Origin of the sequence: Mycobacterium sp. 1165178.9, assembly GCF_001673555.1 — a bacterium.
GTDB lineage: Bacteria > Actinomycetota > Actinomycetes > Mycobacteriales > Mycobacteriaceae > Mycobacterium.
This window is the reverse complement of the sequence record NZ_LZMB01000003.1, coordinates 1-26044: the sequence shown is the minus strand read 5'-3', so window position 1 is coordinate 26044 and position 26044 is coordinate 1. Positions and strand designations below refer to the sequence as shown.

Annotated in this window: 22 protein-coding genes, 1 tRNA gene and 2 pseudogenes; 10 read left to right on the top strand and 15 right to left on the bottom strand. The window is 64.9% G+C overall.

Annotation, left to right across the window (positions count from 1 at the left end; translation table 11 throughout):
* Positions 1-175, top strand: a pseudogene (locus tag A5652_RS28245) (Cro/Cl family transcriptional regulator); the annotation flags it as partial.
* Here the strand turns inward: A5652_RS28245 and A5652_RS00155 are convergent.
* A pseudogene (locus tag A5652_RS00155) lies at positions 168-545 on the bottom strand (helix-turn-helix domain-containing protein); the annotation flags it as partial. The pseudogenes A5652_RS28245 and A5652_RS00155 overlap by 8 nt on opposite strands.
* Positions 546-663: 118 nt before the next feature.
* Here A5652_RS00155 and prpD point away from each other — a divergent pair.
* Genes prpD through A5652_RS00135 form a run of 4 tightly spaced genes read left to right on the top strand, consistent with a single transcriptional unit; the run spans position 664 to position 7590 of the window.
* Positions 664-2163, top strand: a complete 1500-nt coding sequence (prpD, locus tag A5652_RS00150) for a 2-methylcitrate dehydratase PrpD (RefSeq protein WP_067345201.1) — start codon at positions 664-666, stop codon at positions 2161-2163.
* The gene (gene prpB / locus A5652_RS00145) at positions 2163-3077 is read left to right on the top strand and encodes a methylisocitrate lyase (protein ID WP_067345197.1); all 915 of its coding nucleotides are present in this window, start codon (positions 2163-2165) and stop codon (positions 3075-3077) included. Before prpD ends, prpB begins: the two co-directional genes overlap by 1 nt.
* The gene (locus tag A5652_RS00140) at positions 3074-4201 is read left to right on the top strand and encodes a bifunctional 2-methylcitrate synthase/citrate synthase (protein WP_067345194.1); all 1128 of its coding nucleotides are present in this window, start codon (positions 3074-3076) and stop codon (positions 4199-4201) included. Before prpB ends, A5652_RS00140 begins: the two co-directional genes overlap by 4 nt.
* A 5-nt stretch (positions 4202-4206) precedes the next feature.
* Positions 4207-7590, top strand: coding sequence for a pyruvate carboxylase (locus tag A5652_RS00135; RefSeq protein WP_067345191.1), 3384 nt, complete (start codon positions 4207-4209; stop codon positions 7588-7590).
* On the opposite strand, the gene A5652_RS00130 is transcribed toward A5652_RS00135, so the two are convergent.
* The 3 genes from A5652_RS00130 to A5652_RS00120 are packed head-to-tail and all read right to left on the bottom strand — an operon-like array spanning position 7587 to position 11069.
* Complete coding sequence (locus tag A5652_RS00130; RefSeq protein WP_067345186.1) at positions 7587-8498, bottom strand: CoA ester lyase; 912 nt, start codon at positions 8496-8498, stop codon at positions 7587-7589. The two genes, A5652_RS00135 and A5652_RS00130, sit on opposite strands and share 4 nt — an antisense overlap.
* 17 nt (positions 8499-8515) lie before the next feature.
* Positions 8516-9700 (bottom strand): CaiB/BaiF CoA-transferase family protein, encoded by a 1185-nt coding sequence (locus A5652_RS00125; protein ID WP_067345182.1) that lies wholly within the window; start codon positions 9698-9700, stop codon positions 8516-8518.
* Positions 9693-11069 carry an LLM class flavin-dependent oxidoreductase gene (locus A5652_RS00120; protein WP_067345179.1) on the bottom strand — a complete coding sequence of 459 codons (1377 nt, stop codon included), beginning with the start codon at positions 11067-11069 and terminating at the stop codon, positions 9693-9695. Before A5652_RS00120 ends, A5652_RS00125 begins: the two co-directional genes overlap by 8 nt.
* Positions 11070-11129: 60 nt before the next feature.
* On the opposite strand from A5652_RS00120, the gene A5652_RS00115 reads away from it, so the two are divergent.
* Positions 11130-11780 carry a GntR family transcriptional regulator gene (locus A5652_RS00115; protein ID WP_067345177.1) on the top strand — a complete coding sequence of 217 codons (651 nt, stop codon included), beginning with the start codon at positions 11130-11132 and terminating at the stop codon, positions 11778-11780.
* Positions 11781-11792: 12 nt separating this feature from the next.
* On the opposite strand, the gene A5652_RS00110 is transcribed toward A5652_RS00115, so the two are convergent.
* From A5652_RS00110 to A5652_RS00090, 5 genes are all read right to left on the bottom strand, one after another.
* Complete coding sequence (locus tag A5652_RS00110; RefSeq protein WP_067345174.1) at positions 11793-12740, bottom strand: LLM class flavin-dependent oxidoreductase; 948 nt, start codon at positions 12738-12740, stop codon at positions 11793-11795.
* Positions 12741-12755: 15 nt separating this feature from the next.
* The gene (locus A5652_RS00105; RefSeq protein ID WP_067345171.1) at positions 12756-13235 is read right to left on the bottom strand and encodes a VOC family protein; all 480 of its coding nucleotides are present in this window, start codon (positions 13233-13235) and stop codon (positions 12756-12758) included.
* Positions 13232-14470 carry an MBL fold metallo-hydrolase gene (locus A5652_RS00100; protein WP_067345168.1) on the bottom strand — a complete coding sequence of 413 codons (1239 nt, stop codon included), beginning with the start codon at positions 14468-14470 and terminating at the stop codon, positions 13232-13234. Before A5652_RS00100 ends, A5652_RS00105 begins: the two co-directional genes overlap by 4 nt.
* Positions 14471-14484: 14 nt before the next feature.
* Positions 14485-15756 carry a sulfotransferase gene (locus A5652_RS00095; RefSeq protein WP_067345165.1) on the bottom strand — a complete coding sequence of 424 codons (1272 nt, stop codon included), beginning with the start codon at positions 15754-15756 and terminating at the stop codon, positions 14485-14487.
* A gap of 90 nt (positions 15757-15846) precedes the next feature.
* Entirely contained in the window at positions 15847-16233 is a 387-nt protein-coding gene (locus tag A5652_RS00090) for a DUF2237 family protein (protein WP_067345162.1), read from the bottom strand.
* 130 nt (positions 16234-16363) lie between these two features.
* On the opposite strand from A5652_RS00090, the gene A5652_RS00085 reads away from it, so the two are divergent.
* The 4 genes from A5652_RS00085 (at position 16364) to A5652_RS00070 (ending at position 20559) form a co-directional block, all read left to right on the top strand.
* Complete coding sequence (locus tag A5652_RS00085) at positions 16364-16846, top strand: TM2 domain-containing protein (protein ID WP_067345160.1); 483 nt, start codon at positions 16364-16366, stop codon at positions 16844-16846.
* A 255-nt stretch (positions 16847-17101) separates the two neighbouring features.
* A complete protein-coding gene (locus A5652_RS00080) occupies positions 17102-18235 on the top strand; it encodes a cellulase family glycosylhydrolase (protein WP_067345156.1) in 1134 nt (377 codons plus the stop codon).
* A 135-nt stretch (positions 18236-18370) separates the two neighbouring features.
* On the top strand, positions 18371-20014 hold the full coding sequence (locus A5652_RS00075) for a DUF4185 domain-containing protein (protein ID WP_067345153.1): 1644 nt from the start codon (positions 18371-18373) through the stop codon (positions 20012-20014).
* A gap of 23 nt (positions 20015-20037) precedes the next feature.
* Positions 20038-20559 (top strand): hypothetical protein, encoded by a 522-nt coding sequence (locus A5652_RS00070; RefSeq protein WP_067345149.1) that lies wholly within the window; start codon positions 20038-20040, stop codon positions 20557-20559.
* Between the two features lie 51 nt (positions 20560-20610).
* On the opposite strand, the gene A5652_RS00065 is transcribed toward A5652_RS00070, so the two are convergent.
* The 6 genes from A5652_RS00065 to A5652_RS00040 all read right to left on the bottom strand — a co-directional run.
* Complete coding sequence (locus A5652_RS00065) at positions 20611-21087, bottom strand: CAP domain-containing protein (RefSeq protein WP_197513662.1); 477 nt, start codon at positions 21085-21087, stop codon at positions 20611-20613.
* A 138-nt stretch (positions 21088-21225) separates the two neighbouring features.
* Positions 21226-22230, bottom strand: a complete 1005-nt coding sequence (locus A5652_RS00060) for a glycoside hydrolase family 6 protein (protein WP_067345146.1) — start codon at positions 22228-22230, stop codon at positions 21226-21228.
* Positions 22231-22323: 93 nt separating this feature from the next.
* Positions 22324-23037: a cutinase family protein gene (locus tag A5652_RS00055; RefSeq protein ID WP_067345143.1), complete on the bottom strand. Its 714-nt coding sequence runs from the start codon at positions 23035-23037 to the stop codon at positions 22324-22326.
* Between the two features lie 314 nt (positions 23038-23351).
* The gene (locus A5652_RS00050) at positions 23352-24182 is read right to left on the bottom strand and encodes a GAF and ANTAR domain-containing protein (RefSeq protein WP_197513660.1); all 831 of its coding nucleotides are present in this window, start codon (positions 24180-24182) and stop codon (positions 23352-23354) included.
* Between the two features lie 1293 nt (positions 24183-25475).
* Positions 25476-25565: transfer RNA gene (locus A5652_RS00045), tRNA-Ser, on the bottom strand.
* A gap of 29 nt (positions 25566-25594) precedes the next feature.
* A partial coding sequence (locus tag A5652_RS00040) for a nucleoside deaminase (RefSeq protein WP_197513658.1) occupies positions 25595-26044 on the bottom strand: 450 nt, incomplete at its 5' end.

The following is a 26044-nucleotide window of genomic DNA, read 5'->3' as shown; positions in this document are numbered from 1 at the left end:
CGACACCACCGCCGATCTCGAAGCACTGCACAGTCGCGCCAACGTCGACGGCTCGACGCCGTCGCAGCAGCCGATGCCTTTCGAAGAGGTTCGGGACTTCTTCTACGACCGCAAGAACTACATCGGCGAACTGGATATTGCGGCCGAAAACCTATTCAACGAGCACCGTTGGCGCGACTGTGCAGTGCTTCGAGATCGGCGGTGGTGTCGTGCAACCGACGGTGCAGGTTGACCAGCGTCTGACCGACCGCCGGCATACGGGCGACCAGCTCCTCGACTTGCGCGGGTGTGGCAGACGTATCGGCCAGAACTTCGCGCAGGTCCGAGACCAAGCGGGCGTCCGACTCCGGCGCAAAATAATGCGTGGGCAAGTCGAACCGATCGGTGAGAGTGAGCAGCACCGGGACGGTGATCGGACGCTGATCGTTTTCGAGCTGATTGACGTAGCTGGTGGACAACCCCAGGACGCGCGCCAGCGCCACCTGGGTCAGCCCCTGCTCCTCGCGCAAACGCCGTAACCGTGCGCCGGCGAACGTCTTCGCCACCCGTCACACAGTACGCCCGGCCTTTACGCAAGATTCGCAAATTGTCGCGGTCAAGGACACATGATTACGCTTTTACAGGGCATTTACCCCGGTCGCGACTCTGCGTACTGTGCGAGATATGCGGATCCACGACGTTCGAAGCAGGCCCAGCGCCGATGACTTCCCCCGCGATGAGCACCTGGCCTGGAAGATCGCGGAGGTCGCAGCCGACCCGGTCGCCGTGCCGGCGGACACCGAGGCGATGGTGATCAACCGCGTCATCGACAACGCCGCGGTCTCGGCGGCCGCGGTCACCCGCCGTCCAGTCGCCGCCGCCCGCGCTCAGGCGCGGGCGCACCCGTTCAAGGGCGCCAAGGTTTTCGGTATCCAGGGCGACTACTCACCGGAGTGGGCGGCCTGGGCCAACGGCGTCGCCGTGCGCGAACTGGATTTCCACGACACCTTCCTGGCCGCCGAGTACTCGCATCCGGGCGACAACATTCCCCCGCTGGTCGCCGTGGCTCAGCACCTCGGGGTCAGCGGCGCCGACCTGATTCGCGGCATCGCCACCGCCTACGAGGCTCAGATCAATCTGGCTAAGGGAATCTGCTTGCACGAGCACAAGATTGACCACGTCGCGCACCTGGGTCCGTCGGTGGCCGCCGGCCTGGGCGCCATGCTGCGTCTCGACAAGGAGACCATCTACCAGGCGATCGGTCAGGCACTGCACTTGACCACCTCCACCCGGCAGTCACGCAAGGGCCTCATCTCCAGCTGGAAGGCGTACGCGCCCGCCTGGGCCGGCAAGGTTGCCATCGAAGCCGTCGACCGTGCGATGCGTGGCGAGGGCGCACCGGCCCCCATCTGGGAGGGTGAGGACGGGGTGATCGCCTGGCTGCTTTCCGGACCCAAACACACCTATCAGGTCCCGCTGCCCGGGCCCGGTGAGCCCAAGCGCGCCATCCTGGACAGCTACACGAAGGAGCATTCCGCCGAATACCAGAGCCAGGCGCTGATCGACCTCGCCCGCCGGATGCGGACGAGTATCGGTGATCTGGAACAGATCTCGGCGATCGTGCTGCACACCAGCCATCACACCCACCACGTGATCGGCACCGGAGCGGGTGACCCGCAGAAGTTCGACCCGGATGCCTCCCGTGAGACGCTGGACCATTCGGTGATGTACATCTTCGCGGTCGCGCTGCAGGACGGAACCTGGCATCACGAAAGGTCTTACGCGCCGGAGCGCGCGCACCGGCCCGACACCATCGAGCTATGGCGCAAAGTCTCGACGGTCGAAGATCCCGAATGGACCCGGCGTTACCACTCAACCGACCCCGCCCAGAAGGCGTTCGGCGCCCGTGCAGAAGTCACCCTGAACAACGGGGACGTCATCGTCGACGAGATCGCCGTTGCTGACGCACACCCGTTGGGGACCCGGCCGTTTGAGCGCAAGCAGTACATCGGCAAGTTCACCGAGCTGGCCCATGGTGTGGTCAGCGGCACCGAGCAGCGGCGCTTCCTCTCAGCGGCCGAGGCTCTTTCGGACCTGCAGGCGGGCGCGTTGGGCGCGCTCAACGTCACGGTCGATCCGCTGGTGCTCGACCAGGCGCCGACGATTCCCCCGGGAATCTTCTGATGCGCGCGGTGATCGGCGGGGCCGAGTCGGCCACGACGAAACGCGCGCACTTTCGTGCCGCGCTGAAAGCCGGCCGGCTGCAACGGTTCCCCGGAACCTTCTCGCCCCTGGTTGCCAAGTTGATCGCCGAGCTCGGGTTCGACGGGGTTTACGTATCCGGGGCGGTGATGTCGGCCGACCTCGGTCTGCCCGATATCGGCCTGACCACCCTGACCGAAGTCAGCGCCCGCGGAGCACAGATCGCCTCGGTCATCGATCTGCCCACCCTGATCGATGCCGACACCGGCTTCGGCGAGCCGATGAGCGCGGCGCGCACTGTGGCTGTGCTGGAGGACGCCGGGCTGGCCGGCTGCCATTTCGAAGACCAGGAAAACCCAAAGCGGTGCGGGCATCTCGACGGCAAGGCCGTGGTACCGACCGGCGAGATGATCAAACGCCTGCGGGCCGCCGTAGCCGCCCGGCGGGACCCGAATTTCATCATCTGCGCGCGCACCGATTCCGCCGGGATCGAGGGAATCCCCGCGGCAATCGACCGAGCCAAGGCCTATGCCGATGCGGGCGCCGATCTGATCTTCACCGAAGCGCTGCGCACCCCAGCGGAATTCGCCCAGTTTCGGGCCGCCCTGGACACGCCACTGCTGGCCAACATGACCGAGTTCGGCAAGTCGGAGCTGTTGAGCGCCCAGCAGCTGTCCGACATCGGCTACAACGTGGTGATCTACCCCGTGACCACGTTGCGGTTGGCCATGCACGCCGTCGAGGTCGGCCTTCGCGAGATCGCGGACACGGGAACGCAATCCGGACTCGTAGACCGCATGCAACACCGCCGCCGACTTTACGAGCTGCTGCGCTACGCCGATTACAACCAATTCGATTCCGATATCTACAACTTCGCGCAAGGAGTCGTGCAATGAGCACCGTCGGAGACAACCAGCCCCGCATCTACAAGGGCCTGGCCGGTGTCGTCGTCGACACCACCGCCATCTCCAAGGTCGTTCCGGAGACCAACTCCCTGACCTACCGTGGGTACGCGGTGCAGGACCTGGCGGCGAGTTGCCGGTTCGAACAGGTTGCCTACCTGCTGTGGCACGGCGAGCTTCCCGACGACCAACAGCTTGCGCTGTTCTGCCAGCGGGAACGCGCGGCCCGCCGCATGAACCGATCCCAGCTGTTGCTGTTGACCAAGCTGCCGGAGACCTGCCACCCGATGGACGTGGTGCGCACCTTCATCAGCTCGATGGGTGCCGAGGACCCGGACGAGGACGACAGCAGCCCGGCGGCCAACTATGCCAAGGCGCTACGGATGTTCGCGGTGCTGCCCACCATCGTCGCTGCCGACATGCGCCGCCGGCGCGGCCTGGATCCCATCGCCCCGCACAGCCACATGAACTACGCGCAGAACTTCTTGCACATGTGCTTCGGTGATGTGCCCGAGCAGGTGGTGGTGGACGCGTTCGAACAGTCGATGGTCCTCTACGCCGAGCACAGCTTCAACGCGTCGACCTTCGCCGCCCGGGTGGTCACGTCCACCCAGTCCGATATCTACAGTGCGGTCACCGCGGCTATCGGCGCGCTCAAGGGCCCGCTGCACGGTGGCGCCAACGAAGCCGTCATGCGCGACATGCTCGAGATCGGCACCGCCGACAAGGCCGCAGAATGGTTGCGGGGCAAGCTGGATCGCAGAGACAAGATCATGGGTTTCGGTCACCGGGTGTATAAGAACGGTGACTCGCGGGTGCCGACCATGAAGGAGGCGCTCAAACGGGTGGCCGCGGCGCGCGACGGCCAGAGGTGGCTCGACATTTACGAAGTCCTGGAGAAGGGCATGGCCGAGGCCAATGGCATAAAGCCCAACCTGGATTTCCCGACCGGTCCCGCATACCACCTGATGGGCTTCGACATCGACATCTTCACGCCGATCTTCGTGATGAGCCGGATCACCGGGTGGACCGCGCACGTCATCGAGCAGACCGCGTCCAATGCATTGATCCGTCCGCTGAGCGAGTATGTCGGACCTCCGCAACGCGCTCTATCGTAAATACCGTGTTTGCGAAGGTACTGGTCGCCAATCGCGGGGAGATTGCGATCCGCGCGTTCCGCGCGGCGTATGAGCTGGAGATTGGCACGGTCGCGGTCTATCCCTACGAGGACCGCAATTCCGTGCATCGGCTGAAGGCCGACGAGTCCTACCAGATCGGCGAGGAGGGCCACCCGGTCCGCGCCTACCTATCGGTCGACGACATCGTCGCGACGGCACGCGCTTGCGGGGCCGACGCTATTTACCCCGGCTATGGCTTCTTGTCGGAGAACCCGGACCTGGCGGCGGCGTGCGTGGCGGCGGGCATCACCTTCGTCGGCCCGAGCGCGGAGGTGCTCGAGCTCACGGGCAACAAGTCGCGGGCGATCGCGGCGGCGCGGGACGCGGGTCTGCCGGTGCTGGCTTCGTCGGCTCCCTCGACGTCGGTCGACGAGCTGCTGGCGGCCGCCGAGTCGATGACGTTTCCATTGTTCGTCAAGGCCGTCGCCGGCGGCGGCGGACGCGGGATGCGCCGGGTGGCCGACGTCGCGTCGCTGCCCGAGGCAATCGAGGCCGCCAGCCGTGAGGCCGAGTCCGCGTTCGGGGACGCGTCGGTGTTTCTCGAGCAGGCGGTGATCAATCCGCGCCACATCGAGGTGCAGATCCTGGCCGACACTCAGGGCAACGTCATGCACCTCTACGAGCGGGACTGCAGTGTGCAGCGCCGGCATCAGAAGGTCGTCGAGATCGCCCCTGCGCCCGACCTGGACCCGCAACTGCGCCAACAAATCTGCGCGGACGCGGTGGCTTTCGCGCGGAGCATCGGCTATACGTGTGCCGGCACGGTGGAATTCCTGCTCGATGAACGCGGCAACCACGTCTTCATCGAGATGAATCCCCGCATCCAGGTGGAGCACACCGTCACCGAGGAGATCACTGATGTCGACCTGGTGTCGGCGCAGCTGCGGATCGCCGGTGGGCAGAGCTTAAAAGACATTGGCCTAAGCCAGGATTCGATCGTGCCGCACGGCGCGGCGTTGCAGTGCCGGATCACCACCGAGGATCCGGCGAACGGTTTCCGCCCGGACACCGGCCGGATCACCGCCTACCGCACACCCGGCGGCGCGGGAATCCGGCTGGATGGCGGCACGACGCTGGGCGCCGACATCAGCGCCCACTTCGACTCGATGTTGATCAAGCTGACGTGCCGGGGCCGCGATTTCGCCACCGCGGTGCGCCGCGCACGGCGCGCGGTCGCAGAGTTTCGGATCCGGGGCGTGTCGACGAATATCCCGTTCCTGCAAGCGGTCCTGGATGACCCCGATTTTCAGGCCGGGCGTATCACGACATCGTTCATCGAGGAGCGCCCGCAGCTGCTTACCGCGCGCAGCTCCGCTGACCGCGGCACCAAGATCCTCAACTATCTGGCCGACGTGACGGTCAACAAGCCGCACGGCGAGCGTCCGTCGGCGGTCTACCCGCACGACAAGCTGCCCGACATCGACCTGTCGGCTGAGCCCCCAGCCGGTTCCAAGCAGCGGTTGACCGAGCTCGGGCCGGAGCGCTTTGCGGCCTGGTTACGCGAGTCGCGCGGCGTCGGCGTCACCGATACGACGTTCCGCGACGCGCACCAATCCCTGCTAGCCACGCGCGTGCGCACCAGCGGCCTGATCAAGGTGGCGCCCTACATCGCGCGGACCACACCGCAACTGCTGTCGATCGAATGCTGGGGCGGGGCCACTTACGATGTGGCGCTGCGGTTTCTGAAGGAAGACCCTTGGGAGCGGCTGGCAACGCTGCGCGAGGCGCTGCCCAACATCTGCCTGCAGATGCTGCTGCGGGGGCGCAACACGGTCGGCTACACGCCGTATCCGGCGACGGTCACCACGGCGTTCGTCGAGCAAGCGACGGCGACGGGCATCGATATCTTCCGGATCTTCGATGCTCTGAACAACGTCGACTCGATGCGACCGGCGATCGACGCCGTGCGGGAAACGGGGGCGGCGGTGGCCGAGGTGGCGATGTCCTACACCGGCGATCTCAGCGATCCGGCCGAAAAGTTGTACACGCTGGACTATTACCTGAAGTTGGCCGAACAGATCGTCGACGCGGGCGCCCACGTCCTGGCGATCAAGGACATGGCGGGTCTGCTTCGTGCGCCGGCGGCGGCGACGCTGGTGTCGGCACTCAAGTCCCGATTCGACCTGCCGGTACACGTGCACACCCACGACACCCCGGGCGGCCAGCTGGCGACGTACCTCGCGGCCTGGCACGCCGGCGCCGACGCCGTCGACGGCGCCGCGGCCCCCCTCGCGGGTACCACCAGTCAGCCCGCGCTGTCGTCGATCGTGGCCGCCGCGGCGAACACGACCTACGACACCGGGTTGTCGCTGCCGGCCGTCTGCGACCTGGAGCCGTATTGGGAGGCGCTGCGGAAGGTGTACGCACCCTTCGAATCCGGTCTTCCCGCCCCGACAGGACGCGTCTATAACCACGAGATCCCGGGCGGCCAGCTGTCGAACCTGCGCCAGCAGGCCATCGCTCTGGGCCTCGGTGACCGGTTCGAGGACATCGAAAACGCTTACGCCGGGGCCGATGCCATCCTCGGACACCTGGTCAAGGTCACCCCGTCCAGCAAGGTGGTCGGTGACCTGGCGCTGGCGCTGGTGGGCGCGGGCGTCAGCGCGCAAGACTTCGCCGACGACCCCGCACGGTACGACATCCCGGATTCGGTGATCGGCTTTCTGCGCGGAGAGCTCGGCGACCCACCGGGCGGCTGGCCCGAGCCGTTGCGCACCAAGGCGTTAGAGGGGCGCGGCCCGGCGAAGCCGGAGCAGGCGCTGTCGGCCGACGACGAGAAGGCGCTGGCCACCCCGGGCGTCGAGCGGCAGGCGGCGCTGAACCGCCTGTTGTTCCCCGGGCCCACCAGGGAACTCGAGGACCACCGCGAACAGTACGGGGACACCTCTCGTCTGAGCGCCAATCAGTTCTTCTACGGATTGCGCCACGGGGATGAACATCGCGTGGAGCTCGAGCGCGGTGTGGAGCTGTTGATCGGCCTGGAGGCCGTCTCGGATGCCGACGAGCGCGGCATGCGCACCGTGATGTGCATCCTCAACGGTCAGCTGCGGCCCGTCGTGGTGCGTGATCGCAGCATCGCCTCGGACGTGCCCGCCGCCGAGAAAGCCGATCGTGCGAACCCGGATCACATCGCCGCGCCCTTTGCCGGCGTCGTGACCGTAACCACCGACGTCGGCACGGAAGTCGAAGCCGGCCAGACGATCGCGACGATCGAAGCGATGAAGATGGAGGCGGCCGTCACCACCCCAAAGGCCGGGAAGGTCGCACGAATCGCGGTCTCGCAGACCGCGCAGGTGGAGGGCGGCGATCTCTTGGTGGTAATCGACTAACGGCGATCGTTGATCAGGGCCGCGCGCGCCAGGGTCTGCTCCGCCTGCTTCACGTGCGCGGCGTCGACCAGGACACCGTTCACGCCGACCGCGCCGCGGCCGTTGGCCTCGGCTTCGCGGTACGCGGCGACATTTGCTTCGGCCCTGGCGATTTCATCGGCGGTCGGGGCATAGACCTCGTTGGCGATGGGCACCTGATCGGGGTGGATGGCCCACTTGCCGGTGTAGCCGAGTAACGATGCGCGCCGCGCGTCGCGCTCGTAGCCCGTGAGGTCTCGGTAATCGGGATACGGCGCGTCGATCGCGTTGATGCCGGCGATGCGCGCGGCGACGATCACCTTGTTGCGCGCGTAAGCCCAGAATTCACCGGGGTATTCACCGAGCGGCACGAAGTTGGTGTCCACCCGGGCCCCCTGGGACAGCGAGAAATCGCCCACGCCGAATATGAGGGCATCCAGGCGAGGGCTGGCCGCCGCGATCTCTTCGGCGTTGGCCAGGCCTTCCACCTCCTCGATGAGGACTTCGAGCCGAATGCGTTTGTCCAGGCCGAGTTTCGATTCCAGCTGGGTGAGCAGCACGTCCACCCACCACACGTCGCGGGCGCGGCGGGCCTTCGGGATGATGATCGTGTCGAGGTTCTGACCGGCGTTGGTCACCACGTCGACGACGTCGTCGTGGCACCACTGGGTGTCCAGGCCGTTGATCCGGATGGCGCGGGCGGTGCGACCCCAGTCGATGTCGTTGAGGGCGGCGATCGCCTTGGCGCGTGCCTCTTCTTTGAACGCGACCGGCACCGCGTCCTCGAGATCGAGGAACACCAGATCGGCGCCGCACTGGGCGCCCTTCTCGAACATGTTGTCGTTGCTCGCGGGCACCGCGAGTTCGGATCGGCGGAGCAGATCGGTCACTGGCGAGTTTCTTTCTGTCACAGCACGCCGCGCGCGCGCAAGCCGTCAATGTCGTTGGCAGTCAAGCCGAGTAGCTCGCCGTAGACCTCGGCGTTGTGCTCGCCCAGGCGGGGACCGAGATGGTCTACCGTTCCGGACGTCGACGAGAAGCGCGGGACGGGCGCCTGCACCGTCATCGCCCCGAGCTCTGCATCCTCGACGGAGATGAACACCTCACGATGCGCCAGCTGCTCGTCGGCGACCAGGTCGTGGATGTCATAGACGGGGGCCGCGGCCACCTCATGGGCGTCAAAGACCTCCATCGCCTCCGAAAGCGTCTTCGTGGCAACCCAGTCGGCCACCACGGCGTCGACCTCGCTGGCCCGCGCCAGCCGCCGCTGCGGGTCTGAGAAGTCAGGATCCGTCACCAGATCGTCTCGCCCTATCGCCCGGAACACGCGCAGTGCCAGCGCCGGCGAGCTTCCCGACATGGCCAGCCACCGCCCGTCGGCCGTTTGATAGGTGTTGCGCGGCGCCGAGATGTCCCACCGGTTGCCGGACCGCTCGGGCACCAGACCCAACTGGTCATAACCCAACAGCGTCTGTTCGAGCAGCCGGGTCAGCGGATCGATCAGGTTGACGTCGATCAGCTGACCCGGGCCGCCGTGCACGTCGCGATGGTAGAGCGCCATCATCACCGCGTAGGCGCCATTCAATGAGGCGACCCCGTCGGCCAACATGAAGGGCGGCAACGTGGGTGGGCCACCGGCCTGTCCGGTGATGTGCGCGAATCCGCTCATCGCCTCCCCCAGCGTGCCGAGCCCCGGGCGCCCACTCTTGGGTCCGCTCAGCCCGTAACCCGTGATGTGCAGCATCACGATCCGGTCGTTGACGTCACGCAGGCTCTCGTAGTCCAAGCCCCACTTGCGCAACGTCTGCGGACGAGTGTTGAAGATGGCGACGTCGGCGTGCTCCACCAAGCGGCGCACCAGCGTCTGGCCTTCGGCGCAACGCAAGTCGAGGGTGATAGAACGCTTGTTGCGCGATAACGACTTCCACATCAGCCCGACGCCTTCACGGTGGTTACCCCACCCGCGAATCGGGTCGCCGTTGCGGGGGTCCTCGACCTTGATCACGTCGGCGCCGAACTCGCCCAAATACGTCGCGACGAGCGGGGCCGCAGCCAGGGTAGCGACGTCGAGAACACGAACGCCGTCAAGCATTGGCACCCGCGGCAACGCTCGTGTTCGAAGGGCGTGGCAGCCCAAGGTGTCCCCGCAGCGTCGACGACCCGTATTCGGGCCGGAACAAACCGCGGCGTTGCAGCTCCGGAACCACCATCCGCACGACGTCTTCGAAAGCTCCGGGCAGATGCGTTGCGGCCAAAACGAATCCGTCGCAGGCGCCGGTTTCGAACCAGTCGGCCATCTGATCGGCAACCTGCTGACCCGTGCCGACGAAGCGCGGTCCCTGCAGCAGGGTGGCGCGATGGTTGGCGAGGTCACGCAACGTGACGGGGCGGCCCCCGCCCTCGGCGGAGATGTCGGTGCGCAAATTCTGCACCAGCCCGCGGATGCCGGAGACCGAGGCGAGCAGTTCGTCCGTAATAGGGTCGTCGAGATCGTGTCGCGCGAAGTCGTAATTCGTCAACTCCGACAAAAGGATCAGAGATGCCATGGGGTGAACCAGATCATCGAGGCACATGGCTTCGCGCTCCTTGGCGTGGGCCTCGGACTCGCCGACGACAGCGTAGGCCATGGGGCAGATGCGGACCGCGGCGGGATCGCGGCCTGCGTCGGCTATGCGGTCCTTCTGATCCGCGTAGTGGCTGCGCGCGACGTCGATGCCCGGGTCGCCGGTGAAGATCAATTCGGCCCACCGCGAAGCGAATTCGCGTCCACGGCCGGACGACCCGGCCTGGATGATGACCGGTCGGCCCTGTGGGGTGCGCGGCACCGTCAGCGGGCCGCGCGCGGAGAAGAACTGGCCGACGTGTCCGAGCTCATGCACCCTTGCGGGATTCGCGTAGTGCCCGGACGCGCGGTCGTGCAGGATGGCGTCGTCTTCCCAGGTGTCCCATAGGCCGGTGACGACGTCCATGAATTCGTCAGCGCGGTCGTAACGTTCGTCGTGGCCGAGGTGGGCGTCGACGCCGAAGTTCTGTGCCTCGCTGTCGTTGACCGAGGTGACCACGTTCCAGGCGGCGCGGCCACCCGAGAGGTGATCCAGCGAGGCGAACGTCCTGGCGACGTGGAACGGCTGGTAATACGTCGTCGAGTAGGTGGCGCCCAGCCCGATCTTCGAGGTGGCTTGCGCGAGCACCCCGAGGATCACGCTGAGGTCCAGCTTGACGGGCCGCGCGCCGTAATGGACGGCCTCGTCGACCGAGCCGCCGTAGACCCCCGGCATCGCCAGGCGATCGTCGAAGAACATCAGGTCGAAGCAGCCCTCTTCGAGCTGACGGCCGATTTTGGCGTAGTAGGACGCGTCCAGATAGCGGTGTTCGGTTGCGGGATGCCGCCACGAGCCCGCGTAGACGGACGTGCTGCCTGCCTGCATGAAGGCGACGAGGGCCATTTTGTCGGTGCGCATCTTTGAAACGTAACATCTGATATTTCAGATATCAAACGCTGTGTTTGGTATTCTGCGGAGGTGGCAGGCATTGACATTTCCGGAACCGTCCGCGAGCGGGCGGCCCGCGAGCTGCGCGACCGGATCCTCACCGGCACCCTGCCCGCGGGATCACGGGTCGACCTCGACGCCATCACCGAGGAATTCGCGACCAGCCGGACACCGGTGCGAGAGGCGCTGCTGGAGCTGTCCTTTGAGGGGCTGGTTCAAGTCGCCCCGCGCAGCGGCGTGACGGTCCTCGGCATCAGCCCGGACGACGTGCTCGATAGCTTCACCATTCTGGGCGTGCTGACCGGACAGGCCGCGGCGTGGGCCGCCGGGCGCATCGAGCCGCAGGAGCTCGAGACGCTGCGTGAACTCGCCGCGGACGTTGTCGCACGGTCCGGTGACGACAGCATCGGCGAGGCCAACTGGCATTTCCACCAGATGATCCACCGTGCCGCGCACTCGCCACGCCTGTTGAATCAGATCAAGCAGGCCGCCCGGGTGGTGCCGAGCAATTTCCTCACCTTGTTCCCCGAGCACGAGAAGCACTCGCTCGACGAACACCAGGAGTTGCTGGACGCCCTCGGTGACAAAGACGCCGAACGGGCCCGCACGATCGCCGAACGACATGTGCTGGACGCCGGCCGCTCGCTCGCCGACTGGCTGGAACAGCGCCGCGACGGCTAACTGGTCCCCCCGTCAGGCGAGGGCGGGCAGGACTTTGTCCGTGAGCAACTGCACCGACTTCCACGCTTCGTCGACCGGCATGCCACCGACAAGGGGGTGCATGACGAGCGGGCCGTAATCATCCGCGTCGCGCACCTCCGCGATCAGCTGATCGGGGGTGAGAAACCGGTATCGTCCCGATTCCCTGACCTGCTCCAGAGTCTGGACACCCGGCAAGTGCATGAGCGACCGCTGGTCGGTCGACCATTGGCCGTAAGTGACTGCTTCCCAAAGGATATGGTCACCCAGCTCCGCCCATGCCCGATCCGGATCCTCGTGCAGGTAGATCATTCCGCGGTTGACCGGACCCGGCATGAGGATGAACGGCGTCATCCCGGCCTCGGCGCACAGCTCGCGGTAGTAATCGGCGATGTCGGGCAGATGGTCCGCCAAACTGAGCGGCAACCGGAGCCGGGCCGCGCGGCGCGCCGTGGCACGCGCGCCCCCGCCGATGTACAGCGGTGGATGCGGGCGTGACCAGGTGCCGACGCCGGCCCACATGGCCAGCATCCGTTCGACCAGGGCGTCCATCAGCTTGCCGCGCTGGCTGAAATCCACACCAAATTCGTCATATTCAACCGTCCGGTACCCCAGACCCACCGTGGTGTGCAGGCGGCCGCGGCTCATGTTGTCGACGAGTGCGATGTCTTCGGCGAGCCGCACCGGGTTCCACAGCGGTCCCAGTGCGCAATCGACGCTGGCAATCAGCTTCGAGGTCCGGGCCAAAAACATTGCCGCGGCCATGATCGGATTGCAGCTCCATCCGTGCCCGGTCGCATGATGCTCGTCGACGCTGATGGAGGTGATGCCGTGGGACTCCCCCCATTGCCCCAGCTCCAGAGCAGCGGACAAAAGCTCACCCTGTGTGCATGGATCTCCTTGCGGGGAAGCGAAGTTGAAGCGCAGCACCGTCAAAAGCATCTGGCGGCCCGCCTACTAGGCTTCCGGCCCGGCCGCCGCCAGCAGGAAGGCCGGGAAGTCCGGGAACAGCGCGCGGTCGACGATCTCGATGCGGGTACCCGCAGCGTCCAGATAGTAGGCGAAGAGCGATAAGTCCGGCGGAGCGGTGTCAGCGGTCGCCTCGAAGGTGAAACCGTTGTCCTCCAACATCTTTGCGCTCTCGGCCAAGTTGTCGGTCCAGTAGCCGAGGTGATGGATCGAGTTTCCGGGCGCTGCCGTCCACGCCGTACCTGGCACCTCCTTGATCAGTTCGACGTGCGGAGCCTGTAACGAATAAACGAAAGTTGCAGTCACTTCTTGAGTTCCGGCGGTCGTGCGAAAGGGCAAGGTGTAGCTCACCGGGCTGATCCAGCGGTAGCCGGCGAGCGCGCTCAGACGGGCCATCGCGGCGTCGAGATCCGGCACGATGATGCCGGTGTGGTAGAAGTCCTCGGGTCGTAGTGCGAATGCCGTCATGCGTTCCTCGCTATCTGGCTGCGAAGCCAGGCACTTTCCCAGAAGTTCGTGCTGCTGGCGAGAAGTTTTTCATGGGCTTCCCGCAGCACGTCACGGACCCCCGGATGGTCCGCGGGGACAAGCTGCGCCAGGTGGATGGCCTGCAGAGTCCGATCGGCGGCAAGGTGCGCCCGGGCTCGATCCACCAGCGCATCAGCGCCGGCCAACTCGACAACGTCGGCGGCGACGGAATCGAATCCCACGGGGTATAGCTCAGTGGTCGATTCGTGGTGGAACCATCCCGAGTAGTTCTCCCAGATCGCCCGCACATCCCAGGCCACTTTGCCGTAACCCTGTCCCACTTCATATTCCGCGGGCAGGGCGATCTCACGCATCAAAGTGCGGACGTCTTTGCCGGCGTTCATCCCCGCCACAGTCTCATCGTGAATGTACTGAATCGCGTCGCGCAGCCGAGTCAACTCCACGTCGATGCGTTCGGCGCCCTTGACCGGCGCGAAGTGACCGGTCACCAGCACCTCGGCCCGCAGGTCGCGGACCCTCTCCACCGATGCGATAGCCGTCAACGCGTCCCGATAGCGGTCGCCGCGCATGGTGACGAGATTGGGAACATGACCGATCAGGGGTCCAAACGTGTTTCCACACAGACAGATTCGCTCCCCGGGCAGCCAAATCACCAGCGAGTCGGTGGTTTCGCCGCCGGGCACGGAGATCAATTCCATGCGCCGGCCACCGACCTCCAAGCAGAGGGTGTCCTCGAAGTCGATGTCGACGACGGGCACGCTCTGACCGGCCAGCCGTGTGGTGCCCAGGCGCCGCCGGATGGCCTGGATACCGCTGGCGAGTGTGTCTTTGAAGGCGAACGCGCTGCGGTTGGCTCGGTAGGGGATCAACCGATCGTTGTCGTCCCGCCACGCCTTCCAATTCGCTTGCGCCACAACGGTCGTTTCGGGATCGCGCACGCTGTCCAGGCCACCGACATGATCCACATGGCCTTGCGTGAAGATGATGTAGCGCACCGGTGACGAGTCCACGGCGTCGAAGTTGGCGCGATGCACCGGTCCCTCGAACCCCATGCCGGTGTTGACGATCACCCGGCCCGCGGTGGTTGTGAGCAGGTAGGAGTTGGACAAGCCCGGCGAACACCATAATCCCGGTGCGATCTCCTCGGCCTTCTCGGCCGAGGCCGGGCGCATCGCGTCGGCGCCCGGCCTACTGCGATAGATAGGCTCTGACATCGCTGTCGGCTCCTTTATTCGGGACGGACGTCGAACTTGTCGAAGTAGAAGTCGAAGCGGCCACGGAGCTCGTCGGCGGAGGTGCCGAAATGCCGCTCCAGTTCATAACGGATGCGGCCGTGTTTGCCGCGCGGGTTGCCGTCCAAGTATCGCTGAAAGCGTTGTTGCACGTTGGGCGGTAAGTCGACGCCCCCGCACTGGTATAGCTGCTCGAGCAACGGCATTTCGTTGCCGTTCAGCTGATGGAAGTTGACGTCGATGCTGCGTTCGGATGCGACCAGGTCGCGATCACGGACGCATGCGCTGAGCAGTCGGTGCACGCGGTCGCTCCAATAGTCCAACAGCCACTGCGGGTCAATGCTGTGACGGCGCAAGCGGTCCGAGTACGCCATCATGGTGATCGCCGACTGGATCACCGAGACGGGATCGCGGTGGGTGAAAGCCACTGTCGCGTCGGGAAACGTCGCCATCAGTGGGCCGAGCTGCTCGCAGTGCTGCGGACTCTTGAGCACCCAGGTGCGCGGGCCGCGCAGGAAGGTCAGCGCCTGCAACACCTTCTTCATGTAGGCATAGTGCCGGGTTTGGTCGAGACCGAGATAATAATCGCGCCAGTCGGGCACGCGCGCATGCCATTCCAGCACATATGAGGCCAGATCGAGGTCAAGCAGCTCCACCTCCTCCTCGATCGCCTCGGGGAACCGGTCATGCATGGCGGCCACCACCGGCGCGCTCGTCATCAACGCATCGTGTTCTGACTTGGCCCGCGCGTAGCGGGGATCGACGCCGAAGATGTCCGGACCCTGCCCGCGGGCGGGGATGGGATCCTGGCTCTCCCAATACGGCAGGGCGCGCCGGCGTGGGTCGGCGGCGATGAGGTTCACCAAATGTGTGGTACCCGAACGCGGCATCCCGACGACGATGAACGGCTTTTCGATCGGGATGGATTCAATCTCGGGATACCGCCGGATGAGCTCCGTAAGGGACAGCCGGTTACGTAGCAGGCGCACGATTCGCTGGCGCAGCGAACCGCGGGTGAGCCGGCGCAGGCCGTCGTCGGCTTCGATCGCCGCAACGTGCACCTGCAGGCGGTCAGCGAAGCCGTCGGTGTCGTCGAGGTCGGCGGCTCCGGTAGTCACGCCGGCCTGCTCGATCGCCTCCGCGAGCATCTGGTCGATGTCGAGGTCAACCGGCTTGGCTTCGGTGAACTCCAGGATCTGACGCTGCACGTCGGTCAGCCGGGGCTCCGTCAAATCGTCGAAGTCGATGTCATCCACCGCAGAACCCACTCCGAACCCCTCTTCGACGCGCCAGGCGATATGACACAGACGCTAGACACGGCGGAGATGCATCGTTCATCCACCTCGCCGGCGGTCGCGCTACAGGTTGGCCAGATCGTCGGGAACGTCGACCTTGTGTTCTTGCAGCGCCTCCAGGGGCACCACCTCGAGGGTGCTTTCGTGCGTCGCCGCCAACACCACCGGCGCGGCGCACCCGTCGTCGTGAGCGCGTAGCCAGTTCAGCGCGGTCACGCACCAGCGGTCGCCGGGCAGCAGGCCGGGGAACCGATACTCGGGAACCGGCGTCAACAAGTCGTTGCCGATGGAACGCTGATGCTCCAGAAATTCGGCGGTCATCACCGCGCAGATGGTGTGCCGCCCGAGGTCCTGAGGGCCTGTCGAGCAACAGCCGTCGCGGTAGAAGCCGGTCAGCGGGTCTGTGCCGCACGGTTCCAGCGGACCGCCTAACACATTTCGATCGGGCACCCGTTCAGTATTGCGCTCCCGAGGGTGAAGTTTGAAGCAATTCCGCCGACTGCGTTGTCGGGTTTCCGATGCCGGATAGCGCCGCCCACCGATGTGGACGGCCGGGCATCGGACGTGTTAACTCGAATCGATGTCGAAGCCGCCCAACCAACCCCCGAATGCGCCCGGTGAGCCACCGTGGGGCTGGCAGCCGCCCGGTTACGGAGCGCAGCCGAATCCATACACCCCGCCACCGCCGCCGGGATATCCGCCCCCGCAGGCTTACCCCGGTTACCCCAGCTATCCGGGCCATCTCGGTTACCCGGGTTATGTCGACCCGCAGGCTCCCTTCGGTCGCGATCATGCTACGGGGCTGCCGCTGTCGGATAAGTCCGCCACCACCGCCGGCTTGCTTCAGTTGTTCTTCGGCCTATTCGGGATCGGGCGCTTCTACATCGACTCGACCCAGATCGCGGTGGCGCAGCTTTGCGTCGGTCTGTTCGGAGTTCTCTTCAGCCTGTTCTGTTTTGTCGGTCTCCCAGTTCTGCTCGGCGGCATCGTTTGGGCCATCGTCGACGCGATCTTGATCTTCACCGGCAACGTCAAAGACAATCACGGTCGCCAGCTGCGATAGGCGTCAGACACGTCGCCGCCATTGATCGATTGTCCGACAACGCCTTTGGTACAGCGCGGAGCGCATTTTAACCTCACCGGTCTGCATGTCGGTGTCGGCTCGCCGATTGCCGATGATCACGGATTGGTCACGAAGAGCAGCGAGCTTCCTCGCTCGACGGCGCCGATGACGGTGCAGTAACGATCGTCATCTGAAGTCGTCGCGACGCGCTGAGCAAATCCCAGGGAAATCGCCCCGGAAACTTATCGTCACATCGTGGAACGACGTACGGCGCTTAAGCTCCCTCTGTTACTGGCGGCTGGCGCCGCAGTTGCCCGGATGCCGCGGGCCACCGCGGAGGAAGCGGGCCGGTGGTCACCCGAGCGCGCCAACCGTTGGTATCAAGCGCAGGGCTGGCTCGTTGGCGCCAACTACATTCCGGCGAGCGCCATCAACCAGTTCGAGATGTTCCAGCCCGACACCTTCGACCTGCGGCGCATCGATACCGAGCTCGGCTGGGCCCAGTTCTACGGCCACAACACCGCACGGGTGTTCCTTCATGATCAGCTCTGGGCGGCCGATCAGCGCGGCTTTCAAACGCGCCTTGGGCAATTCGTCGACGTCGCCGCGCGCCATCGCATCAAACCGCTCTTTGTTTTCTTCGACTCCTGTTGGGATCCGCAACCGCGTGCGGGACGCCAGCGCGCGCCGAGGCCCGGTGTGCACAATTCGGGTTGGGCGCAGAGCCCAGGCGCCGAACGCCTTGGCGATCCGAAGTACGTCCCGGTCATGCATGACTACGTGACGGCGGTGATGACCCAATTCCGCAATGATGACCGGATTTTGGGCTGGGACCTGTGGAACGAGCCCGACAACCCCGCACGCCAGTACCGCAGCGTCGAACGAAGCGACAAGGAGCAACTGGTCGCCAACCTGCTCCCCCAGGTCTTTCGCTGGGCCCGGGCGGTGGACCCCAGCCAGCCGCTGACAAGCGGTGTGTGGCGCGGGGATTGGGGTCAACCACAGGGCCGCAGCGCGATCAGCGACATACAGCTCGCCAACGCCGACGTGATCACCTTCCACTCCTACGCGGGCCCCGCCGGTTTCGAGAACCGGATCAACGAGCTCACCCCGCTGGGCCGGCCGATCCTGTGTACGGAATACATGGCGCGACCCCAAGGCAGCACCGTCCAATCGATTCTGCCGGTTGCCAAGCGCCACAACGTCGGCGCCATCAACTGGGGCCTGGTGGCCGGCAAGACCCAGACCTACTTCCCCTGGGACTCATGGGATCACCCCTACACCTCGGTCCCCAAAGTATGGTTCCACGATCTGATCCGGCCCGAGGGACGGCCGTTCCAAGACATCGAAGCGCTGACGGTCCGAAAGCTGGCCGGTAGCCAGACCTGAAATTGGGTTGCGACCTCCGTACCCCTGCGTCAAGCCAAGCAGCACCACCCGCCATAGGCCTTCCGGTAGTAGGGTTGTACCAGCTCAGAAGGGGGCGGCGATGCGCGTCGGTGTTTGTCGGCTGCTGGCGGCGCAATGACGTGGGAAAACCTGAGCGAAGCGGAACTGATCGCCTCGGCCGGCGGCGATCCGTGGGCAATCAACCAGAGCCTGCAGGCGGGCAGTCCCTTTCAGATATCGCAGTTGGCGCAGGCCTTTTACGGGGCCGGTCGGCACACCGCCGAAGCCGATCACGCTTTTGAGGAGGCGCGGAAACGCTTCGCCGCCGCCTGGAACCACCAGGATGGTGGCCACCCGATCAACGACTCAGATGAAGTCCAACGGGTTACCAAATCCCTTGGTGCGCAGTCAGAGAAACTGCCGAAGATCGGCGCCGATCTGGAGTCGGTGGCCGCCGCCTTAGCCGACGCGCAAAAACAAGGAGCGCAAGAAATCGCCCTCCTGGACAGTGAGCTGCGGGGGCTCGACAGGCTCATCGGCGCGATAAAACATGACTTGACTCTCGAACTCCCCGCGTCGGAGCGCTCCAAATTGGAGCGGCTGAAAGAGGCTGCCCACGCCCAGGCCGTGGACGATGTCCGCGATGCCGTCAAGCAGATGAGTTCAATTCGCAATGCCTACTCGGACACGTTGCGGAAGTCGATGGACGCCCTGCACACCGACGGCTATGACCCCCCGAAAGCTGTAGACGACTGGATCGAGAGTCCGCTGAAGCCGGGTGAGGTAAGGGATCTTGGGCCGATCGCCGGGACCGGCGGCATTCCCGGCATCCCAGGGATCGGGGCGGCCGACTTAGGGGAAGTCGTCGAGGTGCCCGGGCAGCCCGGGAAGTACCTCGCGATCTTCGGGGATTCGTTCTCCGGCAATAAGGTCGGGGAGGGCGAGCACTATCGATCTGTGGCCGTGCCCGTGACTTTCGACGCGGACGGACGCCCGCATTTCGGGGCGCCATTGACGGGAGCAAAAGACAGCGGTCGTGAGCTGTTCCCCATGCCGCCAGAGGCGGTCAAGGCCGGAATCAACGATACGTTGCCAGCCGGGACAATCACGCTCGGCGACAAAACATACATGATGGTGACGGGCACTCAGGGTGATTTGAAGCCAGTGGCTTCGTGGCTGGTCGAAGTCAACGGCGATCCCGGCAAGGGGTGGGCTATGGTGCCGGGTTCGTTTCGGGGCGCGGGTGACGCGCCCACGCAGGTCAGCGGCTACAAAGGGTCAGACGGCAAGGTCTACATCGCCGCCGATTCCTTCGACCGCAGCCGAGGCATCACCATGTATCGCGCGGATCCCGGCAACGTATTCGATCGTTCAACCTGGCAGCCTTGGAACGGAAACGAGTGGGGAAAGCCCGGACAGCAGGCCGTCCAGGTGACCCCCAACCGCTACGGGGAGCTGAGCTTTCGAGAAATCGGCGGGAGGCCCGTCTTGTCCGGCTTCAACGTTGATGCGCATAAGGGAAGTATCGAAGTGCGGGTAGGGACCAACCCGACCGACATGTTCGGTGCGAACGTGCCTACCACCCTCGTCGCGCAGAACGGCGATCCAGCGGCCCCGAAGTTCATCCCACAACCGTACGGCGGATACATCCTGCCAGGATCAACGCTTGACGATCTGAAATTGTTTGGCAGCCAATGGAATACGCTTAAAGATACGAACGGCGTGCCGTTCGGTACTCCGTACAACACCCGAGAGTTTCAACTCAGCCCCTATCACTGACCGCCTAAACCGATTGGATGCATATGGTCATCAAAAAGCTGGCCGGCGTCATGACACTCGTCGGAGCCACTTTCTCAGTTGCCTGCACGGCGCATGCCGACCCACCCAAATTTCCCGACCTGAGCGCAGACGCCCCAGTGGACATCCGCGATTACACGATCGACGTTCCCAACCCTGGCCGGCCGCCGCTGCCAACGGTGTATTTCCTCACTCCCGACGGGGTCGTCTGCAACTACACGCCTGATCAAGCGCAGTGCACCGGAAATAACTTGCCCGCGGTCCCCCCTGCGCCTTCGAATCCCAATGCGGGGATCACCGGGGTCAATTGGATTGGCACCACTACTGGGCTGAAACAGACGAACGAGGACGAGCCATCACGCGTGATTGACGGACGGCCGGTCAAAACGCTTCCTCCAGGTCATTCCATCACCGTCAACGGCATCATCTGCGGGGTCGACAACGCAGGCACAACGGCTTGCAAAGATCCGCAAGGCCGCGGCTTTGTCCTGTCCCCCCACGGGTCTGGTTGGCTGCCCCACGTGTGATCTCCGCTGCCGGCCGCAGCGGCCATACGAAACATTTTGGCCGGAAAGGCTTTACGAAGCCGCGAAGTCACCGACGGCGGTCATTTTGTTGCCGTCCCAGGCGGTGGCGAAGCCGCCCGCGTTATATGCGCAATTCAGGATGATCGCTCGGTGTGGGGGACTTTGCATCCACATGTCGAGGGCCTTGTTGGGATTCGCGGCGGATCCGGTGCCCCAGAAGACGATCTCACCTGAATACCTGCTCCGATAGCCCGCATCCGTGATACGGACCTGCGGCGAAGAGCCGTCCGAACCGATGTGCCCGTTCACCCCGCTGCGCAGCATGTCGTCGGCGTGCCGCTGGGCCGCTTCGGCCAACCGCGGGTCATCAGTGATGGCCCCGCATCCCTGACGAAGCTGGTTGATGCCGCTGTACAACACGGTCCCCGAATCGTCTGCGCGCGCTAGGAAGCCGGACACTGTTCCGGGAGCCGCGATGAAGGCAGTACAGATCGCGGTGACGGCGATGATCCGGACTGTCTTGGCCATGACGCCTCGTGCCGTGCGCTCGTTGTGCTGCTTTTGGTACTCAAATGTTATCCATTTACGACCTAGAGCGATCGCGAATCGCAAATCCGTCCGCGCCGGCCGACACGGCGCTGGCCACGGGTGGGGCTCGAGCCGCTCCTAGTGGCCGACGTTGTGCACCAGATCGATGGCGTACTGGCTCACGAAATTGCCGGCCGGCGGATCACCTTTGCCGCACGTTCCGTCGGATTCACCCGGACGTTTGATCCACAAGTAGGCGTCGGCGTGCGCTCCTGCGGTAGCCGCGGTAGGCGGAGTGCCCAGTGCGCGGCCGCTGGGGTTGCACCAGTTCAGGTCGGAGTCGGGAGCCGGTCCGGCACCATTACGCGACGTGTCGATCACATAGTGCGAACCATTCGTGAGGCCCGAAATCGCCTCGCCATAACCGATTTCGTCCTCGGTGGTGAAGAAGTTCGCAGTGTTGATGCTGAAACCCCGCGCGTGACCGACACCCGCCTGGTTCAGCCTGGCGGCCATGTCCTCGGCCGTGTGCCAGCGCAGGTGACCTGCGTCCACGTAGACGGCCGCGTTCGGATCGCGAGTCAGCGTGTCGACGGCGTAGCGAACCAGGTCGAAGCGCTCTTGGCGTTGACCGCCCGACAGGCAGTCGGCCATGGCGAGCGCGTCGGGTTCGACGATGATCGCAACCCGCGAGGCGCCAACGCCGGATGCGATGCCGTCGATCCACGCCCGGTAGTCGTCGGCCGACGCCATCCCACCCGCAGCGAAGCTGCCGCAGTCGCGGTGCGGGATTCCGTAGATAGCCAGGATTGGGATGGCGCCCGCGGCATTGGCATCGCCGACATACTTGCCGACCGTGCCTGCCGACGGGCCCGGGACGATCCAGTACGCCTGCGGTGTGTTGGCGATGGCGGTCAACTCGGGGCTGGGCGGGTCGGCGCTCTGCGCGGCGCGCATGGCGGCCGACGTCGGGTTGACGTAGAAGGGCGCTCCGGCCAATGGGTCGCCGTCGGCGACCAGGCGCAGCGTCGGGGCGGGACGAACCTGCAGCGGGTCGCCGACTTGACCCATGGCGACGACGGCCGCGACCGTAACCAAGGGGGCGATCCACCGCACGACTGCACCAGCAGCTGAGAACTTCACCTCAGGGAAGTTAGTGGTTGGCAAGCATCGAGCGCCAATCGTCGGCGGCCCGATTCGTACGCTCGGTCAAAAAAGATGGCCACGGCCATCCGCTTACATGGATCCCCCGCCAGAACCGCCACCAAGACGACTGGCCGCGAAGGCTGCGCCCTGGTCGATCACCGCCATGTTGGTCGAATAGGTGTCATGTGCGGCGAAATTCATGCCGTCCGAGCAGATGGGGTCCTGGGCAGCGCACACCTGGATGGTCTTCGCCTGATAGAGCGGACCGATGACGACCGGCGGCTCATTGAAGAAGTTCATCGCCTTCTCGTTGGGCAGGGCGAAAAGCACAACAGAGGAGACGTGATTGGCCACTTCCGGTTCCAACGGTTTGGGCACGGCCGCTGGATCGATCCCATTCGGTACGACGGGCGAGGTGACGAAGCCCATCACGGCCGCGCCCTGGGAATAACCGCCGAGCACCATCTTGGTGTTGGGACAGTCGTGTGCCATCGAAAGGACGTGTGCGCCCGCGTCTCTGACGCCGGCCTCCCCCGCGCTCGTCCAGTCATGGGTGGCGGGGTAATCGACCGCATATACGTCGAACGACTTGGCGTTGATGCGCGAGTGCAAAGAGTCGACGAATGCCTGTCCGGTCGGACCGAGGCCAGGTGGATCGTCCGTGCCGCGGGCGAACACCACCTGGACATCCGGACAGGGTTCTGCGGCGGCGGCGGGGATGGCGGACACGAGGACACCGGCGGCAACGCCCAGTGCCGCGGCTACTGCGGAAGCAAGGAGACGAGAGCTGTGACGTGCGATCATGCCGCTGTTTGCCCGAAAACGCGATTTCTAAACCGCGGTTTCCGGCCACTGCCCCGACCTGGACACGGCGCGCAGCCACGCCGTACGCCGATCGCGGGAATGCGCGTGCGCAACGGCCTTAAGGCTGTTGAAAAACGCCTTGGGACGCGCGGGGGTTCAGTTTCCGTTTATGCGCGACATCGATGCCAATCGACTCCGAGCTGACGTTGGTGGCGGCTCTTCGCCATGCAGCTCGGAAGCGGGCGGCCGACTGAGAAACGGTCTGGCGTGCTAGCCAGTGCAGTTCGCTCTAGCCGGCACGTGGACCGCGACCCTTATGCCTCATCCAAGATGTCTGGCTGCGCCGCCACAACCTTCGCAATCTCGCTCAGTTTTACGTTGATTTTTTGCGAAGAAGCCCGCAGTATGTCGAACGCTCTTGCAGCCGAAATGTTCCGCCGTCCCATGAGGATGCCCTTCGCTTGGCCTATGACGTCGCGGCTATCTATTGCCTGACGCAGTTGAGCTTCGCGCAGCTTCGCAGAGGTAACCGCTTCGGTGGTGGCCAGGGCCAAGGATGCGTGGGTCGCCAAAAGTAAGATCGCGTCTTTGTCGATTATGTCGAGCCCATCGCGTGAGCTTGAGTACAGATTCAATGCCCCGGAAAGCCGCGGGGGGATAGGGGTCGGAAGCAATGAGAGCGAAAGAACAGCCTGGAAACCTAGGTTGCGTATCGCTCGTGTGAAACCCGGCCAGGGCGACTCATGTTGGCACTGGGCAGACCACGCCGCGAAGCCCGGCCCCGGGTTAAGGGCAGCGGTTACACATGGGCCTTCGCCCAGTTTGTACTGACACGAGTCGAGTAATTGAGCCACCGGGTGCGTGGCGACAGGCGTGTGAAACCTTCCATCGGGAGTGCGAAGCGTCACGCTCACAACATCTGCCTGAGGGGCGAAGGCGGCCGTCGCGTCCACGACCTGTTCGAGGACATCCTGAACAGTAGGCGCATCAAGTAAGGCAGCGGTCAATCTGGCGAACTGGCGAGCCAGAGGACCCAACGGAAATCCGTGATCCCGCGTGGGCGAAATCCCTTGCCGGGTAGCTTCGTCGGCGTCGGCAACGAATAAGCGCCGGTCGTGACCCCACCGGTCATCAAGATTGGCCACGCGGCCCATCTACTTCCTGCGATGGAAACCCGCGACGCATCGCCTCGGGCTCTCGCTTTATGGAGCGGTGGCTACGAAACCTCGCTGCCGGCTTACAAGGGGCGCCGCTGCTGCTGGACGACGATGGAACAACGAACCTCATCCATCACGGTCGCACTACGTGCAGTCTTCGCCATGTAACCGCTGCGCCAGAGTCTACTCCGGGCCTAACGGCAGCAGGATTGACAAGCGCAAAGAAGTGAGCCTGTTCGTAATTTGGATACTCGATCCGCATTTAGCTGGCGGTTGACCACGTTCATCGATTTCACCGCTGCAAGATTCCCGCGTCGTTGCAACCGCTTCGTCAACCTGCCCAAAAATGCCACCCACTGGCGTGCTGCCGCGGGCTGAGTCGCTACATGTCTCGGGTCGTCGAGGATGGCGGCCAGTGCTAACGCCCCCCTGTCAGGCCGGGGCGTTCGACAGCGAGTTCGTCGCGCACAACCTCCACCACAGAACCGTCGGTTGACGAGACCGGTGGAGAGTCAATCATGCTCAGCTTCAAAGGGGCCAGCGGGTCGACTGTAAGCCCTCGCCGGCAGCGGTAGCGCTTGCGCTGATAGGCGCGCTCGGCAGCCTTGCAAACCGCGCAGCGGCGAACCCGGGGTCGAGGCCTCCCCGCGGTTTTTGCCAACGAGTTTTGGACTACAGATGCGAGACCCGGCTCGTGGGCGAAAGATTGCCGCACCCTTTTGGCTCGTCCGGATGGTGTTGATGGCGTTTGCACACCCCTGACCAGGTGCGTTCCGGAGGACCACCCCACACCATGATTGCGAAGCCGTAGCGTGGGAATGTAGCAACAGTGACTTCGGACCACAACGACCCAGACCTTCACCTTGAACGCGCCTACCAAGAATTGCTGAAGCGACTTTCGCTGCGGGGCAATACCGACGTAGCTGCCACCGCGGCGTTTCGACCCCTCGCCGCGTTTCTCACCGTCTTGCACCCTGTCGAACGGGTCCTGGTGTACGAGAGCGACCTGCTCCAGCGATGTCAACGCGCGCTAGATCGGGCGCGACGACTATGCGAGACGGCCGAGCAGATTGTTTCGAATTCGGCAGCGACACTCCGCCTTTCTCAGTCATAGACGCCCGCGCGCTTAGCATGGGCAGTCTCGGCGTGCATTTATGGACGGGAACAGGCCGCTAACTTTGCACTCCGCCTACGGGCAGATATAGCCGACGCCAATTCGTCTCGGCGCGTACCGAGCAAACGGACAAATCCCGTCTGCGTCTGCGGATGCCGGGACAGTCTTGGCGGTGGCGGAGGGATTTGAACCCTCGGACGGTTTTAGCCGTCACACGCTTTCGAGGCGTGCTCCTTAGGCCGCTCGGACACGCCACCGCCGAGCAGCTTACCCAACCCATGGCCCGTCACCCCAATCGCTGGCGGGCGAAGAAGGCCTCCAATGGCGCAGCGCACTCCTGGACCAACACGCCACCGCGCACTTCCGGGCGGTGGTTGAGCCGCCGATCGCGGACCACGTCCCACAACGACCCGACCGCTCCGGTCTTGGGCTCCCAGGCGCCGAACACCAGCCGGGCGACGCGCGAGAGCACCAGCGCGCCCGCGCACATGGTGCAGGGTTCGACGGTGACCGCCAGCGTGGTGCCTTCCAGCCGCCACCCGTCCCCGAGCACCTTGGCCGCCGCGCGCAACGCCAGGATCTCGGCGTGCGCCGTCGGGTCCCCCCACGCCTCGCGGGCATTGACCGCGCGGGCCAGTTCGGTTCCGTCGGCGCCGATCACCACCGCCCCGATGGGCACGTCACGCGGACCCGCCGTCGCGGCAATCGATAGTGCGGAGCGAATCAGGTCCTCGTC